Annotated in this window: 20 protein-coding genes and 1 tRNA gene; 12 read left to right on the forward strand and 9 right to left on the reverse strand. The window is 54.9% G+C overall.

All coding sequences use genetic code 11. The annotated features are described in order from the left end of the window. Position 1 precedes the first annotated feature (1 nt). The 4 genes from ACOWVD_RS12590 to ACOWVD_RS12605 are packed head-to-tail and all read left to right on the forward strand — an operon-like array spanning position 2 to position 3,215. The gene (locus ACOWVD_RS12590; RefSeq protein WP_421105662.1) at positions 2-922 is read left to right on the forward strand and encodes an ABC transporter substrate-binding protein; all 921 of its coding nucleotides are present in this window, start codon (positions 2-4) and stop codon (positions 920-922) included. Positions 923-931: 9 nt separating this feature from the next. Further along, complete coding sequence (locus ACOWVD_RS12595) at positions 932-1,459, forward strand: GNAT family N-acetyltransferase (RefSeq protein WP_004940037.1); 528 nt, start codon at positions 932-934, stop codon at positions 1,457-1,459. Between the two features lie 31 nt (positions 1,460-1,490). Continuing rightward, positions 1,491-2,378 carry an amino acid ABC transporter permease gene (locus ACOWVD_RS12600; RefSeq protein ID WP_004940038.1) on the forward strand — a complete coding sequence of 296 codons (888 nt, stop codon included), beginning with the start codon at positions 1,491-1,493 and terminating at the stop codon, positions 2,376-2,378. Between the two features lie 9 nt (positions 2,379-2,387). Continuing rightward, complete coding sequence (locus tag ACOWVD_RS12605) at positions 2,388-3,215, forward strand: amino acid ABC transporter ATP-binding protein (protein WP_015376924.1); 828 nt, start codon at positions 2,388-2,390, stop codon at positions 3,213-3,215. A 36-nt stretch (positions 3,216-3,251) separates the two neighbouring features. On the opposite strand, the gene ACOWVD_RS12610 is transcribed toward ACOWVD_RS12605, so the two are convergent. Then, positions 3,252-3,761: a VOC family protein gene (locus tag ACOWVD_RS12610; RefSeq protein WP_004940041.1), complete on the reverse strand. Its 510-nt coding sequence runs from the start codon at positions 3,759-3,761 to the stop codon at positions 3,252-3,254. Between the two features lie 166 nt (positions 3,762-3,927). Between ACOWVD_RS12610 and ACOWVD_RS12615 the strand changes: the two genes are divergently transcribed. Beyond that, positions 3,928-4,407 (forward strand): cold-shock protein, encoded by a 480-nt coding sequence (locus tag ACOWVD_RS12615; RefSeq protein WP_015376922.1) that lies wholly within the window; start codon positions 3,928-3,930, stop codon positions 4,405-4,407. An 81-nt stretch (positions 4,408-4,488) separates the two neighbouring features. Then, the gene (locus tag ACOWVD_RS12620; protein WP_015376921.1) at positions 4,489-4,650 is read left to right on the forward strand and encodes a YnfU family zinc-binding protein; all 162 of its coding nucleotides are present in this window, start codon (positions 4,489-4,491) and stop codon (positions 4,648-4,650) included. Positions 4,651-4,656: 6 nt separating this feature from the next. On the opposite strand, the gene ACOWVD_RS12625 is transcribed toward ACOWVD_RS12620, so the two are convergent. The 6 genes from ACOWVD_RS12625 to ACOWVD_RS12650 form a co-directional block, all read right to left on the reverse strand. Then, entirely contained in the window at positions 4,657-6,105 is a 1,449-nt protein-coding gene (locus ACOWVD_RS12625) for a GGDEF domain-containing protein (RefSeq protein WP_239504350.1), read from the reverse strand. A gap of 629 nt (positions 6,106-6,734) precedes the next feature. Beyond that, the gene (locus tag ACOWVD_RS12630; protein WP_004940045.1) at positions 6,735-7,286 is read right to left on the reverse strand and encodes a flavodoxin family protein; all 552 of its coding nucleotides are present in this window, start codon (positions 7,284-7,286) and stop codon (positions 6,735-6,737) included. Positions 7,287-7,608: 322 nt separating this feature from the next. Next, on the reverse strand, positions 7,609-9,141 hold the full coding sequence (locus ACOWVD_RS12635; RefSeq protein WP_049242718.1) for a glycosyltransferase family 39 protein: 1,533 nt from the start codon (positions 9,139-9,141) through the stop codon (positions 7,609-7,611). A 125-nt stretch (positions 9,142-9,266) separates the two neighbouring features. Then, entirely contained in the window at positions 9,267-9,410 is a 144-nt protein-coding gene (locus tag ACOWVD_RS12640; RefSeq protein WP_015376917.1) for a hypothetical protein, read from the reverse strand. Between the two features lie 159 nt (positions 9,411-9,569). After that, entirely contained in the window at positions 9,570-10,487 is a 918-nt protein-coding gene (locus ACOWVD_RS12645) for a LysR family transcriptional regulator (RefSeq protein ID WP_049242720.1), read from the reverse strand. A 178-nt stretch (positions 10,488-10,665) separates the two neighbouring features. Further along, positions 10,666-11,235 (reverse strand): NADPH-dependent FMN reductase, encoded by a 570-nt coding sequence (locus tag ACOWVD_RS12650; protein ID WP_033633947.1) that lies wholly within the window; start codon positions 11,233-11,235, stop codon positions 10,666-10,668. A 419-nt stretch (positions 11,236-11,654) separates the two neighbouring features. On the opposite strand from ACOWVD_RS12650, the gene ACOWVD_RS12655 reads away from it, so the two are divergent. The 4 genes from ACOWVD_RS12655 (at position 11,655) to ACOWVD_RS12670 (ending at position 14,212) form a co-directional block, all read left to right on the forward strand. Continuing rightward, complete coding sequence (locus tag ACOWVD_RS12655) at positions 11,655-12,287, forward strand: hydrolase (RefSeq protein ID WP_033634142.1); 633 nt, start codon at positions 11,655-11,657, stop codon at positions 12,285-12,287. A gap of 187 nt (positions 12,288-12,474) precedes the next feature. Beyond that, positions 12,475-13,005: a nuclear transport factor 2 family protein gene (locus ACOWVD_RS12660; protein ID WP_197763890.1), complete on the forward strand. Its 531-nt coding sequence runs from the start codon at positions 12,475-12,477 to the stop codon at positions 13,003-13,005. 297 nt (positions 13,006-13,302) lie between these two features. Further along, entirely contained in the window at positions 13,303-13,707 is a 405-nt protein-coding gene (locus ACOWVD_RS12665) for a hypothetical protein (RefSeq protein WP_164095847.1), read from the forward strand. A gap of 142 nt (positions 13,708-13,849) precedes the next feature. After that, on the forward strand, positions 13,850-14,212 hold the full coding sequence (locus ACOWVD_RS12670; protein WP_197763889.1) for a helix-turn-helix domain-containing protein: 363 nt from the start codon (positions 13,850-13,852) through the stop codon (positions 14,210-14,212). A 324-nt stretch (positions 14,213-14,536) separates the two neighbouring features. Here the strand turns inward: ACOWVD_RS12670 and ACOWVD_RS12675 are convergent. Further along, positions 14,537-14,613, reverse strand: a tRNA-Arg gene (locus tag ACOWVD_RS12675). A gap of 412 nt (positions 14,614-15,025) precedes the next feature. After that, positions 15,026-15,235, reverse strand: coding sequence for a hypothetical protein (locus ACOWVD_RS12680; RefSeq protein ID WP_049242723.1), 210 nt, complete (start codon positions 15,233-15,235; stop codon positions 15,026-15,028). 205 nt (positions 15,236-15,440) lie between these two features. On the opposite strand from ACOWVD_RS12680, the gene folD reads away from it, so the two are divergent. Next, positions 15,441-16,307 (forward strand): bifunctional methylenetetrahydrofolate dehydrogenase/methenyltetrahydrofolate cyclohydrolase FolD, encoded by an 867-nt coding sequence (gene folD / locus ACOWVD_RS12685; RefSeq protein WP_004940177.1) that lies wholly within the window; start codon positions 15,441-15,443, stop codon positions 16,305-16,307. A gap of 10 nt (positions 16,308-16,317) precedes the next feature. Then, entirely contained in the window at positions 16,318-16,530 is a 213-nt protein-coding gene (gene ybcJ / locus ACOWVD_RS12690) for a ribosome-associated protein YbcJ (protein ID WP_015376914.1), read from the forward strand. The last annotated feature ends 5 nt before the right edge of the window (positions 16,531-16,535 follow it).

Here is a 16,535-nt window from a genome sequence, read left to right on the forward strand (position 1 = left end):
TATGCAGAAAACCGTTACCGCCGCTCTCGTGGCGGCCTTGCTGAGCCTGACCGGCGCCGCGCAGGCGGGCACCGGCATCGATTTACAGGCCAATGAAACCCCGATCCACGCGCCGAAAAACCCGCAGGCGATCGCCAAACTGCCGGCCGATTTCCACTTCGTGAAGCCGGGCCAATTCACCGTTGCAATCGCCGCGCTCAACACGCCGCCGCTGGCGCTGTTCGCTGCCGACAACCGGCGGCTTATCGGCAGCGAAGTGGATATCGCGCAGCTGGTGGCCGACAGCCTGGGCCTGGAGCTGAACGTAGTGCAAACGTCGTGGGAAGACTGGCCGCTGGGGGTGGTTTCCGGCAAGTATGACGCGGCCATCACCAACGTCACCGTGACCAAAGAGCGCAAAACCCGCTTCGACTTCGCCACCTACCGCATCGACTCGCTCGGCTTTTACGTCAAAACCGGCGGCAAGATCGCAACGATCAAACAGCCTGCCGATATCGCCGGATTAAAGATCATCGTCGGCTCCGGCACCAATCAGGAAGCCATCTTGCTGGCGTGGGACAAACAGAACCGGCAGCAGGGGCTCAAACCCTTCCAGCCGATCTACGTGACCGACGATGCGGCCGCCACGCTGGCGATCCAGTCCGGCCGGGCCGACGCCTATTTCGGGCCGAACGTGCTGGGCGCCTATAAAGCGGCGCTGAACGGCCGTACCCGGCTGGCGGGCACGGTGGAAGGCGGTTGGCCCAAGGCGGCGCACATCGCCGTCACCACCCGTAAAGGCAACGGACTGGTGCAGGCGGTGAATGAAGCGCTGAACGGCGCGATCCGCGGCGAACAGTACGATCAGGTGCTCAATCGCTGGGGCGAGAGCGTCGAACGCCTTGCGCAGTCGGAAATCAACCCGCCCGGCCTGGGCGATTAGGAGCGCGCAATGACGCAAGACACCTTCATTCAGACGTTGCCGACCGACCCGCTGATCGCCCCGGTGATCGAGGGGTTGTTCGGTGAATATCGCCAGCGTTACGGCGACTATTTTGGTGACCAGGAACCGGAACCGCTGGACCTGTATGCACCGCCGCAAGGGGCCTTCATCGTGCTGTTGCGCGCCGGTGCGCCGATCGCCATGGGCGCCTTCAAACGCTATGACGCGCAAACCGCCGAGCTGAAGCGCATCTGGACCCGGGGCGATCTGCGCCGCCAGGGCCTGGCGCAGCGGGTGTTGCAGCAGTTGGAAACGCTGGCGCTGGCGCAGGGGTATCGCCGGCTCTACCTGACCACCGGCTTTCGCCAGCCCGAAGCGGTAGGCCTGTACCTGAGCAACGGTTATCAGCCGCAGTTCGATCCCACCGTTGACAGCGAGGTTTACAGCCACCCGCCCTACGATGGCCGCCTGCCGTTCCGCAAAAGCCTGATTGCAGAGGACGCGTGTTGTTGCGCGTCGGAAAGGAAAATCGCCTAACCCCCCTTTATCTGTAGTCAGGAGACATGACATGTCCAAACAAGAAGTCTTGAAAGTGGTGCCCGCCCGCTATCCGCTGCGGCTGATCGGCGCCCTGTTCTCGCTGTTTATTCTGGCCGCCATCGTGCAATCGGTGGCGGGCAACGCGCGCTGGGAATGGGGCGTGTTCGCCGAGTGGTTCTTCGCCCCGGCGGTGCTGGCGGGTCTGGGGCAGACCCTGCTGCTGACGCTGCTCGGCACGTTGTTCAGCATCCTGTTCGGCACCCTGCTGGCGCTGGCGCGGCTGTCGCGCTCTTACCTGCTGGCGTCGCTGGCCTGGGGGTATATCTGGCTGTTTCGCTCGCTGCCGCTGATCCTGGTGCTGATCATCCTGTATAACTTTTCCTATCTGTACGACGCCATCTCGCTGGGCATTCCCTTTACCTCGGTGGTGTTCGCCAGCTACCCGACCATCGATATCCTCGGCCAGTTCGCCGTGGCGGTGCTGGGCCTGACGCTGGTGCAGTCAGCCTACACCGCCGAGATCATCCGCGGCGGCATTCTGGGCGTGGATTACGGCCAGCATGAGGCGGCGGCGGCGCTGGGCCTGCCGGGCTATCGCCGCACCTTCCGCATCATTCTACCGCAGGCGCTGCGCTCCATTATTCCGACCGGCTTCAACGAGATCATCAGCCTGGCGAAAGGCACCTCGATCGTGTACGTGCTGGCGCTGCCGGAGCTGTTTTACACCATCCAGGTGATCTATAACCGCACCCAGCAGGTGATACCGCTGCTGATGGTGGCCACCGTCTGGTATCTGTTCATCACCACCGCCCTGTCGGTGATCCAATACTACATCGAGCGCTATTTCGCCCGGGGCGCGGTGCGCGAACTGCCGCCGACGCCCTGGCAGAAACTGGCCGGCTGGCTAAAACGTTAGGAGACCCGCATGTCTGAAGCCATTGATTATTACGCCTTGCCCGAACAGCCGGCACGCAACCTCACCCCGGTGCCGGCGCGCGGCCTGATCGAAATCAGCAACGTCAGCAAGTTTTTCGGTAAACACAAGGCGCTGGACGACGTCAGCCTGACGCTGCAGCCGGGCACCGTAACCGTGATCCTCGGCCCTTCCGGCTCGGGCAAATCGACGCTGCTGCGGGCGATCAACCACCTGGAGCGCGTGGACGAGGGCTTTATCCGCATCGACGGCGACTACGTCGGTTACCGCCGCAAGGGCAACCGGCTGTACGAGCTGAAGGAAAAGGCCATTCTCCGGCAGCGCATCAACGTCGGCTACGTGTTCCAAAACTTCAACCTGTTCCCGCACCTGACGGTGCTGGAAAACATCATCGAAGCGCCGGTGGTGCACAAAATTCACTCCCGCGAACGGGCGAAGGCGGTGGCTTATGAGCTGCTGGATACCGTCGGGCTGCGCCACAAGGCGGATGCCTATCCGCGCCACCTCTCCGGTGGCCAGCAGCAGCGCATCGCCATCGCGCGCGCGCTGGCGCTGAACCCCAAGGTGATCCTGTTCGATGAGCCGACCTCCGCGCTCGATCCCGAGCTGGTCGGCGAAGTGCTGGACGTGATTAAGGGATTGGCGGATCTGGGCGTCACGCTGGTGGTCGTCACGCATGAAATCGGCTTTGCGCGCGAAGCGGCGGATCGGGTGGTGTTTATGGTCGACGGGCAGATCGTCGAACAGGGCGACGCCAGGCAGGTACTGGCTCAGCCGCAGCACCCTCGCACCGTTAACTTCCTCAACAAAGTGCTGTGATCGTCGGGGCGCCGCGGCGCCCCACACCTGATCAGCTTACAGGCCGGCGAAACGCCGCTTCTCGGCGGCGAAATCCAGCGGACGGATCCCCTGCTGGTTTTTATCCTCTTCGGTCAGCAGCGCCGGCGGAATAAACCAGGTCACCTCAAACAGCAGCCCGTCCGGATCGTGGCCATAAATGCTTTTGTGCACACCGTGATCCTCTTCCAGCCCGAGAATGCCGCGTTCGGCCAGCTGGTGACGAATGCGCTCCAGCTCTTCCAGGCTGTCCACTTCCCAGGCCAGATGGTACAGCCCGGCCGGTGGCTCATGCTCTGCCGGCGGCTCGTTGTTGGCGCGAAACACCCCGGCGCGCTGCTGGCCCAGATTCTTGCTGAACAGCGCCAAATCGTGATCGTTGTCCGAATCGGCGGCCTGGGTAAATACCGCCCGGTCGGGGCTGTCGGACGGCTTCAGCTTGAAGCCCAATACCTGATGATAAAAGTCGGCGCTCTGCCGCACGTCGCTGACATACAGCACGGCGTGATTGAGACGTTTGATGCCCATCGATATTCCTTTTTCGCATTGAATGAAGTCAGCATGAACATAGCATGTGGGGGGAAAGCCGCTAAATGCCGTTATCGCATGACTAAATGCCGCCCGCGCAATCTGTCGCTGCAAGGCATTCCGCGCTATCATAAGCGCTGTATTGATCCCTTTTGTGAGAATAACGATGAACGGCAAGATAACGACTTTTTTTGAAGACAAAGGCTTCGGCTTTATTACCGACGAGAACGGAGAAAATCGTTATTTTCACGTGATTAAAGTGCAGAATCCGGAGCTGATTAAGAAAAACGCGGCGGTGACCTTCGAACCGACCAACAACACCAAAGGCCCGTCGGCTTATGCAGTCAAAGTGTTGGCGCCTAGCAAATACATCATCATCGCCAATGAAAGAATCAAGATCGCCAGCATCAAGTCTTTCAATACCTTCACCAAGGAAGTGCCGGTCAAAGCCGACGTGGATAAAGAGAACACCGTGCTGTCGGTCGGCCTGCTGATGAACCGCATTCGCCCGCAGTCCGAAGACCAGGCGCAGGCCATGCAAACGCTGCGCATGCTGACCATCACCACCTTCCAGAACACCACCCATACCTTCTCCGAGCACGAGATCGACATGGATGAAACCATCAAGGCGTTGAAAAGCCTGTAAGCCTCTGCGTACAGAAAATAACCAACGAAATTTGTCGTCGCCTGTGTTAGCGTGAGTTTTCACCTGACACAGGCTATTGATATGTCCGATTCCAGCAGCGTCAAAGGTTTTATCAACCGCTCCACCCAAATCGTCTGCCCTAAATGCGGCTATGTTACCCGGCAAAAATGCGCGGCAATGCTGCAAGACGTGATACTGATTTGCCCTAATTGCGAAACCCGCTTCGAGCCCAGGCAAGGCTGAAAGCGGTTAGCGAAACAGAATATGCTCGACGCTGTTGCCGTTCACCACGTTGAACGACTCCACCCGATTCCGCCCCTGCGATTTGGCGCGATACAGCGCGATATCCGCCATATTCATCAGCTGCTCCAGCGATTTCACTTCGTTCATCGCCAGGCTGGCGACGCCGACGCTGATGGTGATTTTCAGCGTCTGTTTGCCTTCCGCCTGCAGTTCCGCCTGCTCCACCAACCGGCGCAGATGCTCCCCCAGCGCCACGCCCTGCGCCGCCAGCGCGCGCGGCAGCATGATGGCGAACTCTTCCCCGCCCAGGCGGCCGAACAGCTGATCGTGCCGCAGCTCGCGCCGCACGATATGCGCGAACGACGCCAACACCTGATCGCCGGCGCTGTGGCCGTGCGTATCGTTGATCTGCTTGAAATGATCGATGTCGATCAGCAGTAGCGACACCGCCTCTTTCGAGCGGTGCTTGTGCTCAAGCAGCTCGCCCGCTTTGCGCGTCATCGCGCTGCGCGCCAGCACCCCGGTCAGGAAATCGTGGTTGGCGCTGTGCTCCAGACGCCGCATCAGCTTGCGATTGGCGGCGATAGAGCTGGCGAGGATCAGCGGCCCCATCACCAGCATGGCGATGCCCAAGCGGGCAGACATCAGGGTGTCGAGGAAGGCGTTGTGATTGTTCGGCGTTTCATACAGCACCAAGTTGGCTGAAATGTTGCTGATCTCGGTCATGCCGGTCAACAGCGTCAACAGCGTCACGGGGAACAACTGGTAGCGCACCGCGCACCACAGCAGCGCCGGGATCGGGAAGGCGATGGCGCCCGGCCCGCCGATATAGACGCTGAACGCCAGCGACAGCAGTAGCGCCAATAGCGGCAGGCAGCCTTTCAGGCGCCAACGCACCTGCATGCGAAACAGCTGTTTCAACCGCGGCGCCGCCATCAGCACCGGCAACAACAGCAAGGTCGTCGAGAACTGCTCACTGAACCAGGCCAACCAGGCGACCACCACCGTATTGTTGTACAGGCTGTCGTTACGCAGCACCGACAGCGTCGACGCCACCGCCGCACCGGCCAGGCTGGCGCTGAACATATAGAGTATCGCCTGGGGTTTGCCCATGCGCCGTTGAGATTGCGGCAACATCAGCATGATGCTGTAACCGACGACGATCAGCGACATGTTGCAGGCGTTCAGCCACAGCGCCAAAGACCAGCCCTCGCCGGTGCTGAGATCGGCGGCAACCATGCCCAGGTAGGTCGTGAGCCAGCCGAGCGGCGTGGCGTAAGCGGGTTTGCGCAGCAGCAGGCCGAGCAAAATCGCATTCACCGGCCAAAATAAAGAAAGCGAGCCAATCGGCCGGCTAAGAATACCCACCAGGGAGAGTAAAAAGGCCAGCATGAAAAGATTGATCAGCTGCACCGTTAGCGGCAGGCCATGCCTGGCGTTTATTCTGGCGCTCATCGCCTCGCCCATATTTTGCTAATAACCAGAATAATAATATGCATACTCTCTCGCCCGGCCAGTGAGGGATAGTCAATCCGAATTTCAACCAAAAAAGCCAGACAAATCAATAATAAAAATCATTAACATTTAATTAACAGACTTTTCTTAGCCTGATGCGGCCGCGCCGTAATTCCCCGCACAGCGTCAGCAAATAATGCCCGCTCTGCTGTCAGCATAGCGCATAGCGTAATAGGCCGCCGAGAGCGTTAATTACATTAATAAACTTGTGGTTATTGGTCATTAAATGATGTTTGAATCACTGTGCGATTATTTTCCTGCAACTGGGCCGCCTGTGCAATAACAACCCAAAAAAAGCCCGCATGAAGCGGGCTTGCTTGAACAACAGCAAATCGACAGTTACGACACGGCCATGCATTGCATGACCGTGCTGACGCGCAGTATAGCGGTGAAAGCTTAAGCAGACCTTAGCAACAAAAAACCCGGCCTAGGAACCGGGAATATTTGTACGAAATGCAGTGTTAGCCCAAGCAGGCTAATAACATTTCGCAGATTACACGCCAATTGTGCAGAGAAAATGAACGCGGCATCCGTTCAACCGCACCGCCGTCCCATCTACACGATAGGTCTTACGCCAGTTTGGCGGCAAAGCCCGCTACGCGCTGACCATAGAGCTTGGCGGTCGCCAGATCGCCCGACAACATCTCATCCACGCCGGCATCCGCCGGGGTCTGCACCAGCAGCCCCACCGAACCGCCCAGGTTATTGACGTCGGTGCGCTGCGCCGATTTGGTGTTGGCCGGCAGCAGCCCCAGGCTGACCCACAGGCCGCCATGTTGCGAAGCCAGCGTCTGCAGCGCGATCAGCGTCACCTGTTTGTCGCCGTTCAGGCTGGCGCTGTTGGTAAAACCGCCGAACACTTTATCCTGCCACTTGCGGCCGAACCAGGCTTTGGAGCTGGCGTCGGCGAATTTCTTGAACTGCCAGGATGGGCCGCCCATATAGGTCGGCGAACCAAAGATGATGGCGTCCGCCTCATCCAGCGTCTGCCAGGCTTCGTCGCTGATATCGCCGTTCTGATCGATAGCGATCAGTTCCGCCCCGGCGCCTTCCGCCACCACTTTCGCCAAACGCTCGGTATGGCCGTAGCCGGAATGAAACACCACTACTGTCTTCGCCATAGAAATTCTCCACTCATTGCACAAAGGCGCCGACGGCGCCCCTCTCGCGTTCAATCTAATCAAGCGCACAGCGACTGAATACCGAATAAAACTGACGGTGTTATTCAAAAAAATCGCGTTGCGCGCCAGGCATGCACAGATAAAAAAATCCCGCACAAGGCGGGATAAACTTAACAGGGATGGGGTAATACACTACAGGGAATGGATAACACACAACATCATCGGGTAGAGCTACAGTACCAATCTCAATGTATAGAACTGTCATCCCCGCGTAAGTTTGCTCGGCCAGATGTAACGCCGAATGGGAAATATGACATTTTGCTCAACGCACCACGAACAGGCGCGACTCAAAGCCGCCGCTCTTGAAGGTGCCGGTATTGACCCACCCCGGCGGCGAACGGCCGAAGTCCTGATTGAAATCGCCGCCGCTGACCAGCCAGACCCGGCGATGGCCTTTCGATAAAACGCTGAGCTTATCGACGTAAGTCTGCGCCGCCCGATCGTGGAAAAAGGTGCCGAAGCCATAGGCGTTGGGCTTGCCTGAAATGCCGTTGGGCCTGGCCGGGGTATACAGCAAGGCGCGGTAGCCCTGCTTGTTGTAATACACATAGCTCAGGTAGTTGAACATGTTGCTGACCACCACCGCATCGTTAGGCTGATAGTGGCTGTTGATATAGTGCACCATCACCTTGAACTCATCTTTTTCGACCGGGTAGTCGTTACGTACGCCGTAGCCGAACAGCAGGCTGAAGAACAGCAGCAAAGAGATCCCGCGCACCCGGTTTTTCGTTCCGGCGATCAGCACGCCCAACACCAGCGGAATGCCGAGCGCGGCGGAATAAAGATAGCGATCGACAAACAGCGGCGAGCGCCAGGAAATGGCGAATACCAACGTTACCGGGATCAGAATGCCGCAGAGCAGCAGCAGAGAGAATTTTCTCGGCATCTGGCGCCGCCACAGCAGCAGTGAACATAAAGCGACAAACATCGCCGGCAACAGCCAGAGAATGATCGTGGGATAGTTGCTGCCATCATGGCCGGTGAGAAAACGCCAGAACATCGCCGGCAGATCGCTCCAGGAAACCTGAGGGATCCAACCGACGTCGCCGCCGACCCTCAGCTCGGCGATATGCGCCAGCAGATTGAACAACACCAGCAGCCAGGGAATGTAGGCCACCCCGATCGCCGCATTGGCCAGCCACCATGCCGGTTGCTTGATATAACACTCGCCTTCGCGGCGGCACGACAGCGCCAACACCACCAGCCAATGCGCGATCAGCGTGAAAATCGTGAAGTAATGGGTATAAAAGCTCAGCGTCATCAACAGCGCATACAGCGCCAGATAACGGCGGTTATCCGGCGTTTTCAGCCACTTCGCCAACGCCATCGCGCCGGCGATCGCCAGCAGCCCCATCAGCGCATACATGCGCGCCTCCTGGCTGTAGCGCACCGCCATCGGCATGATCGCCATCAGCCAGCCCGCGATCAGCGCCGCCCGTTCATTGGCCAGCCAACGGATAAAGCGCATCGCCAGCGCCACCGTCACCACACCGAACACCAGGCTCAACGAGCGGGCCGCCAGAATGCCGTCGCCGAACAGCGCCATCCAGCCATGCAGCAGCAGGTAATAAAGCGGCGGGTGAACATCGAAGGAAGCGTGATAGAGCAACGCGCCCACATCGTAACGGCTGGTCAGCACGCTGGAGGCTTCATCGCACCAAAAATACCTGTCGGTTAAGGATATAGACCGTACGAGCGCCGAAAACGCCACGATCGCCAACGCATAATGTTTGTAACCGATGCCCTTTAAGCCGTTGTTGCTCAAAGAAACATTCGATACCTGCTGCAGTGACATAACCGCATTCCGCCCAAGAGAACCACACAATGTGGAGACGCAGCGTCATCATTGCCGACGGCGGGTAAATGGCGGGTAAATCAGTGCGAAAAAGTCGGCGCAGTCCCCTTCAGGCCGCACGGCTCTCAGCGAATTTCAACGCTGATATCCGGGTAGGCCTTCTCGCCGTCACTGAGGTAATGCCCCAGCGCCCGATATGCCATCACGTACAGCACGGCAGCGGCGCACAGGCACAGCAAGGTCACGAGAAAGAATCTGGATTTGCGCACGATAGGCTCCATGGGGAAATTTTCACCTATTGTAACGCGACAAACTAAACGAAGGTTCAATTGGCGGCGGGTCGAGAGCCTCGCGCTCATTCAGAGAGACGGCAGCATAACGGCTAAAGTAATTCGACTTTCAAGCAAACGCCTTCTTTTCAAAGCGATTCATCTCTCATTGGTCAATATATCGCGATCCCAAAAAGGCTCATCACTGAAATTAGCAAGTAAAAAATCAATGAATGCGCGCATTTTCGCAGGCATGTTTTGTGATGAAGGAAAAACCGCATACATACCAATGGGAGGACGCATATACTCACGTAATACAACTTCGAGCTCACCTTTTCTGATCGCCTCATGCGCGATGAAAGTGGGCAACATAGCGATCCCCAAACCCGCGATGGCGGCCTCACGAACAGCATCACCGTTGGAAAAACAGAGCCGCGATTTCACCATTGGCGTATGACCGCCAGCAAAGCGCCAATAATAACTTTCTTCAACGTTGCTATAGCGAATGCCCGGCAATGCCGCCAAGTCTTCCACTCTATTTGGACGACCGTACCGATCTAGCAAAGACGGGCTCGCGCAACAGACATGGCGAATGGTTGTGATCCGCCTGGCTACCAAGGAAGAGTCGCGCAATTTAGAAATCCTGATGGCGAGATCAAATCCATCACGAATGATGTCAACCATCTTGTCGTCGGCATCAAACTCCAGTGCCAGATTCGGATTCGCCTCGATAAATTGACCAACCACCCGGCTAAGGCAATGTACGGTCAGCGAAACGGGAGCGGCGATTCGCAACCGCCCTTGTAAATCGTTATGTCGCCCTCCAACGGCATTTTCAGCCTCATTCAACTCAGTCAGTATGCGTTTGGCTTGCTCATAAAACTTCAGCCCTGTGTCCGTCAGATGGATCTGTCGGGTGCTCCGGTTCAGCAACGGGGCACCAAGCCGAATTTCCAAATCTCGTATGCGGCGACTGATCGCAGATTTAGCCAAGGCCAAGCGCTTTGAAGCCGCCGCAAAACCGCCAGCCTCAACAACAGCAATATAAGTTTTCAGTTCCTCAAAGCGATCGGCCATGCTTCCGCAACCTTTTCAATTCCAAATATGTCAATCACAATGATACGGCATCACTTAGCGACCGCTATTCCTCTCGAGGAACGGCATCGAGACGCACGCTTTCCGCCCCCCACGTCAGACGATGCCGAAAAATGTATTATGCGCAGGCGCTGCTGGATCCAGGGTAGCGCGATACTCTCTAACGGATGGAAGGCTCGTTCGAACGAATAAACTCCACGAACCCACTCAAGAATCCCTCCAAGCGAAGACGCGTCGACTCGTCGGTCAGATTGCCATCGACGTCGAATTGTTGGTTGGCGTGGGAAACGAGAAGCCGTCCGCCGAACCAAGGTCGGGTTCCAAGTGCTCGCAACACGGGTAGCCAAGCTTCCTGAGATAGGATTGTGCCAAATCCCCCCGGCGATGCACCAATCAAGGCGAAAGGTTTTCCGCCGAAAACGCGTCGTATATCGCTGTCTGGACGCGAAACCCAATCAATGGCGTTTTTGAATACCCCTGGAATACCATTATTGTACTCAGGGGTGGCAAGGAGCACGCCATCGGCTACCGCGATCGCCTCCTTCAATTCGACAACAGAAGCGGGAATGCCAGATTTAACTTCAACATCAGCATCATAAAGCGGTATCCCATTGATTCGACGAACATCCAGAGTCACGCTCTCGGGTGCCAATTGCACAGCAGCCTGAAGAAGTGAATGGTTAAAGGAAGCGCTGCGAAGACTTCCTGAAATTCCAATGATATGGGTCATGATCTACTCGCTTTTTGCAATGGAATGACTGTCGTTACTGCAGATGACAATGTTCGTTTGTGCTGACGGTTCTTTCTCCCCACAAAGGACAAACATTACCTCCTCTACAAAAATTAGAAAGCCTCAATAAAAGAACACTGTGTTCTCTTATTTAAGTACAGCGATAGGACTGGGTGAATGACGAGGACTTAAACCCACCCAACTAAAGTTACGATCTACTCTCACAGCCCAAAAATGAGAACAATATGTTCTCCGGAATTGGGATTGTCGGGTCCGCTGTATCGACTTAGCATGATATCTCACAATTACATGACCCAATTAAGATTGCTTTCATTGAAGGCGATGTTGAGATCCCTTCTTTGGCCTATCGCGATTGCGATGAGTCTAACCTAATCTGTAACGTGAAAGAGAGTTATCTAATGACCAGTGAATCTATCCGTGATCCTAAGGCTGACCACCTCCTGACCCCTGAGAACTGCGTGTTCATCGTGATCGACTATCAACCCATTCAGGTGAGTTCGATCCGTTCGATGGACCAAAAGGAATTGGTTTTCAACATCACCCATAGCATTAAAGCTGTGAAGAATTATAACGTACCTATTATTCATTCGGCGGTAAATATTGCGACGGGCTTAAACAAACCGCCAATTAAAGAGATCATGGCGCTACTCCCTAATGACCCCGTTATTGATCGTACGACGGTTAATGCCTGGGAAGACGTCGAATTCAAGCAGGCAGTGCAGGCAACTGGACGGCGGAAGTTGATCATGACGGCACTCTGGACCGAAGTCTGCCTGGCCTTCCCCGCTCTGGATGCACTCAGGGAAGGGTACGAGGTCTATGTCGTCGCCGACGCCATCGGCGGAACTTCAGTAGCGGCTCATGAGTTGGCTCTACGCCGCGTCGAACAAGCGGGTGGCAAACTGATTTCCAAGACACAGCTCTGGTGCGAGCTGCAGCGAGACTGGGCTCGCCAAGAGACCGTTCCTGGTTTCATGGACGTATTCGAGAACTGGGACGGCTTTAATCCAGAGAAAGATTTCAAAGGCTAAAATGCGGTTGGCAAATTGCTGGTTGAAGAATCCTCTGGCCGTCGTGTCAACACTGTCCGGCCTGCCAACCATACTCGGCGATTCAGCGCACCATATTGGAAAAGACAAGAGAATTGTCTTAGCAGAAGATTGATTATTGAAGGGAACGGCACACTTCAGCGTGCCGTTCCCGGAATAAGGGGAGACCATGTCAAACGTCTACAAGAAAATCGCTAACATAAAAGAAGCGCAGGCTGCTAGCCTCGCGAAACCGGCCACGTTCAGCAGCCCTTTGTCTCTCCTGCTGGACCTTCTGAAAAAACCCGCGGATCTCGAGCATGTCCGCCAATTTACGGCGGACAATTTCATCTATGTTTCACTCAATTATGAACATCCGGAACTAAAAGCCATCATGCCTTGGGCAGGGACGACAGCAGGAACCGAAGGCTTGGTCCAGACCTTCAAGGATGTGAACGCCTACTGGTCTACACTGGCATTCGAATTACAGGACACTTTTGAGAATGCCGACGGTGCTGCCGTCTTCGGTTATTTTACTTATCGCTCTACTGTTTTGGGTAAGACTGTCACCTCCCCCCTCTCGATTTTGGCTCGCGCCAAGGGCGGTAAGTTAACTTTCGTACAGTTCATGGAAGATACCTTCGCCACAGTACGAAGTTTTCGCGAGAGTGGAACCTACCATATCAAAGCCGATCCCAGTGGTTCGACAGTGGAAATTTGATACAGGGAGAGCGATATAACGATTGAGGATATAACCTGATTAAAAACTATATCCTCAGTCACATCATTGCATCATCAAAAAAAACCAGCGAACACAGGACGTTTTTCAATCGGATTGTTTTTGTCAGAAATAATTAGCCATACTTCCAGACTCATATAATACATTTAAAACACTAGCAACAAAAGAAAATATATTTATTACACTACCCAGCCAGAGTTTTAAAAAGCAGTGAGTGGTAAATAGGAATGCCGTCAACAGTTGATGATCGATAATTAACAAACTTGAGGTATCATGACAATGCAGAAAAAAGACTTATCTTCCTGGTTCGCCAAAGGGGGGGCTATTGCTTATTTCATCTGGGCTCTTCTACATTTTCAAGCTGCCTGGGGAGTTTATAAATTAGGCGATAGCATGCCACCAGGAATGGCAAGTGGGCGAGTAGAACAAGATGCATGGAATTTATTTTGCTTTGCACTTTGCGCTGCCTTGACGTCTATTTTCTTGAATTGGCGCAATGACATAAGAGGATGGTGGATAAATTTAGCCGTTGTCAGCGCCACTGATATTGGCTTTATTATTTACATTCTAATTCCTGGTTACACGCCTATTTGGCCAGGGATTTTAGGGCCTCTTTTTTGGGCGGTTGGATTTATTTTTTCAACCTGCGCACTTGTTTTATCATATAAAGAAACAATGCGCTAAGCATGATGACATCACAAAGGGCAGCATATGCTAAGCCCTTTAATCCAACTTCCTTAAAAAAAACTCAATTGCAATAATTAGATTTAAAATAAATTAATTAAAAAAAACGCATAATCAATTGAAAATATGACTCAGGCATATCATGAAAGAAAACACTTGCTTTCAAAAAAAAATCACCACAGAGATCATGAGTTGGATAGAAAACAACCTTGAACATCGCATCAGTCTTGCAGACATTTCCAAGGTATCAGGCTATTCAAACTGGCACTTTCAAAGGTTATTCAAGAAACATACGGGAAAAAACCTTGGTGACTATATTCTTGAAAGAAAATTAAAAAAATCTTATAACTTGCTTTCTACAACAAAATTATCCGTATTTGCTGTTTCTTGTGCTGTAGGATTCAAGACTCAACAATCCTTTATTAGGAGCTTCAAAAAATGCTATGGCATCTCTCCCGGAAAAATAAAAATGAAGCACAATGACAAAAATAATATAACAAGTTAATCATCATGGAAAAATTCTTCCCATTCATATCGTGTACTGAGTTAATCCTTCTCTCGTCTAAATGATCGGGTGTCTAAGTAGAGTCAGGTCGAAAAATCACGAAATAAAATACTGACATTATTCTTGTCATATTTGAGATAAGAGTTAGGCCTCTCTACGCGTCGATTATTTAGGACATCTGTACGTCATATACCTGATAACAATATCCCAATACAATAAAATAAGAAGTGCTATCAATAAATGCGAGCAGACATAGGAATAATCGAGAACTTGCAGAAATACGGGGGATTTATGGACTGTAGTAGACATCAGGAGAAGTGTTAATGGCACGCCCTATAGGATTCGAACCTATGACCTACGGCTTAGAAGGCCGTTGCTCTATCCAACTGAGCTAAGGGCGCATTGAGATGCGGCAACCTGCGGCTGCGGGTTGCGATTATACGGTCAGAGGTTAGCGAGTCAATGCCTTTTCATGACGTTACGGCGGCGGCCGTGCTTTATGGCGTTTTTTCCACCAGCGCCCGCGCGGCGAGGGTTCTCGTCAACGGGCGCCGTTACGCTGAGCCAGCCCGGCGCCTACGTAAATCGGCGCGTGCTCACGCCCTTGCCGCCCGTTGTCCCGCCGCTGGCAGAGGCGAGCAGACATAACCACTGCGGCAATGTCCCCCCAATCGGCATGCTCAATCACCCGTGTGTTGCAAGTCGCCGCCACGTTTTCAACCCATGCGGCGTCAGCGCGTGCGCTGTTTAAAGAAGCCTGGCTCCCCGATGCCCAAACCAGCAACAGCGTGCAGCCTGCCCAGGCGCAGCCCTTCATACGCATAACTTCCGCCACAGCGCATTCAGGCGTGCCCGCCACAACGGCGCCGCCTCATGCTTGCCGAGCTGATGCAGCGCGGTGAGTTGCTCACTGTCCACCGGATGCAGCGAAGAATCGAACACCGTCTCGCCCACATGTTTAGGCTGCGCCGGTTGCTCGCCAGGCTGGTGATGCAACGGATAAAGCCGGGTTATCGCTCTCATGATCCTGCCCTCTTTCGCCCTGTGTATGGCCCCAGCGTATGCAAATGCCGGTAAAAATGGCGTAGAGGTTCCTGAAGCCGGCATAAAAAAAGCGTAAATCGGCCTCGCCAACGGCGGCGAGGGTGATTCTGCGCCTGACAGCGCGCTCAGCTTCTGCCAGAATAGCGGCATCCCCGCTTTTCTTAATTGATGGATTTCCACACTGATGTCAGCAAAGATTATTGATGGTAAAACGATTGCGCAGCAGGTTAGAAACGAAGTGGCTGAGCAAGTGAAACAACGTCTGGCGGCCGGCAAACGCGCCCCAGGCCTGGCGGTTGTGCTGGTCGGCGAGAACCCGGCTTCGCAAATTTACGTCGCCAGCAAGCGCCGCGCCTGCGATGAAGTCGGCTTCCTTTCCCGCTCCTACGATCTGCCCGCTGCCACCAGTGAGGCCGAACTGCTGGCGCTGATCGACCAGCTGAACGCCGATGAGGAAATCGACGGCATTCTGGTGCAGCTGCCGCTGCCGGCCGGCATCGATAACGTCAAGGTGCTGGAACGCATCCATCCGGACAAAGACGTCGACGGCTTCCACCCGTACAACGTCGGCCGCCTGTGCCAGCGCGCGCCCAAGCTGCGCCCATGCACGCCGCGCGGCATCGTCACCCTGCTGGAGCGTTATAACATCGATACCTACGGCCTGAACGCCGTGGTGGTCGGCGCCTCCAACATCGTCGGCCGCCCGATGAGCATGGAGCTGCTGCTGGCCGGCTGCACCACCACCGTCACCCACCGTTTCACCAAAAATCTGCGTCACCACGTCGAGAACGCCGATCTGCTGGTGGTGGCGGTCGGTAAACCGGGCTTCATCCCGGGCGACTGGATCAAACCGGGCGCCATCGTGGTGGACGTCGGCATCAACCGTCTGGAAAGCGGTAAAGTGGTGGGCGATGTCGATTTCGACGCCGCCAGCGAGCGCGCCGCCTACATCACCCCGGTGCCGGGTGGCGTTGGCCCGATGACCGTGGCTACACTGATCCAAAATACCTTGCAGGCCTGCGAGGAATATCACGACGTTCAACCTAAATAAGTAAGGCAGTATGGAAATTTTCAATCTGGACAATCATCCCCACGTCGAACTGTGCGATCTGCTGAAGTTCCAGGGCTGGTGTGAAAGCGGCGGCGCCGCCAAAGAAGTCATCGCCGAAGGGCTGGTGAAAGTCGACGGCAAGGTCGAAACCCGCAAGCGCTGCAAGATCGTCGCCGATCAGGTGGTGGAGTTCAACGGCGGCAAGGTCATGGTTAAACCCTAACCTGC

This window comes from Serratia sp. SA088, assembly GCF_049065515.1.
In the GTDB taxonomy this organism is placed as follows: Bacteria; Pseudomonadota; Gammaproteobacteria; order Enterobacterales; family Enterobacteriaceae; genus Serratia; species Serratia nematodiphila.

Excerpts from the sequence above, each read along its gene's own strand:
- ACOWVD_RS12590 (WP_421105662.1), top strand. The coding sequence starts at position 2 with ATGCAGAAAACCGTTACCGCCGCTCTCGTGGCGGCCTTGCTGAGCCTG.
- ACOWVD_RS12595 (WP_004940037.1), top strand. The coding sequence starts at position 932 with ATGACGCAAGACACCTTCATTCAGACGTTGCCGACCGACCCGCTGATC.
- ACOWVD_RS12600 (WP_004940038.1), top strand. The coding sequence starts at position 1,491 with ATGTCCAAACAAGAAGTCTTGAAAGTGGTGCCCGCCCGCTATCCGCTG.
- ACOWVD_RS12605 (WP_015376924.1), top strand. The coding sequence starts at position 2,388 with ATGTCTGAAGCCATTGATTATTACGCCTTGCCCGAACAGCCGGCACGC.
- ACOWVD_RS12610 (WP_004940041.1), bottom strand. The coding sequence starts at position 3,761 with ATGGGCATCAAACGTCTCAATCACGCCGTGCTGTATGTCAGCGACGTG.
- ACOWVD_RS12615 (WP_015376922.1), top strand. The coding sequence starts at position 3,928 with ATGAACGGCAAGATAACGACTTTTTTTGAAGACAAAGGCTTCGGCTTT.
- ACOWVD_RS12620 (WP_015376921.1), top strand. The coding sequence starts at position 4,489 with ATGTCCGATTCCAGCAGCGTCAAAGGTTTTATCAACCGCTCCACCCAA.
- ACOWVD_RS12625 (WP_239504350.1), bottom strand. The coding sequence starts at position 6,105 with ATGAGCGCCAGAATAAACGCCAGGCATGGCCTGCCGCTAACGGTGCAG.
- ACOWVD_RS12630 (WP_004940045.1), bottom strand. The coding sequence starts at position 7,286 with ATGGCGAAGACAGTAGTGGTGTTTCATTCCGGCTACGGCCATACCGAG.
- ACOWVD_RS12635 (WP_049242718.1), bottom strand. The coding sequence starts at position 9,141 with ATGTCACTGCAGCAGGTATCGAATGTTTCTTTGAGCAACAACGGCTTA.
- ACOWVD_RS12645 (WP_049242720.1), bottom strand. The coding sequence starts at position 10,487 with ATGGCCGATCGCTTTGAGGAACTGAAAACTTATATTGCTGTTGTTGAG.
- ACOWVD_RS12650 (WP_033633947.1), bottom strand. The coding sequence starts at position 11,235 with ATGACCCATATCATTGGAATTTCAGGAAGTCTTCGCAGCGCTTCCTTT.
- ACOWVD_RS12655 (WP_033634142.1), top strand. The coding sequence starts at position 11,655 with ATGACCAGTGAATCTATCCGTGATCCTAAGGCTGACCACCTCCTGACC.
- ACOWVD_RS12660 (WP_197763890.1), top strand. The coding sequence starts at position 12,475 with ATGTCAAACGTCTACAAGAAAATCGCTAACATAAAAGAAGCGCAGGCT.
- ACOWVD_RS12665 (WP_164095847.1), top strand. The coding sequence starts at position 13,303 with ATGCAGAAAAAAGACTTATCTTCCTGGTTCGCCAAAGGGGGGGCTATT.
- ACOWVD_RS12670 (WP_197763889.1), top strand. The coding sequence starts at position 13,850 with ATGAAAGAAAACACTTGCTTTCAAAAAAAAATCACCACAGAGATCATG.
- ACOWVD_RS12680 (WP_049242723.1), bottom strand. The coding sequence starts at position 15,235 with ATGAGAGCGATAACCCGGCTTTATCCGTTGCATCACCAGCCTGGCGAG.
- folD (WP_004940177.1), top strand. The coding sequence starts at position 15,441 with ATGTCAGCAAAGATTATTGATGGTAAAACGATTGCGCAGCAGGTTAGA.
- ybcJ (WP_015376914.1), top strand. The coding sequence starts at position 16,318 with ATGGAAATTTTCAATCTGGACAATCATCCCCACGTCGAACTGTGCGAT.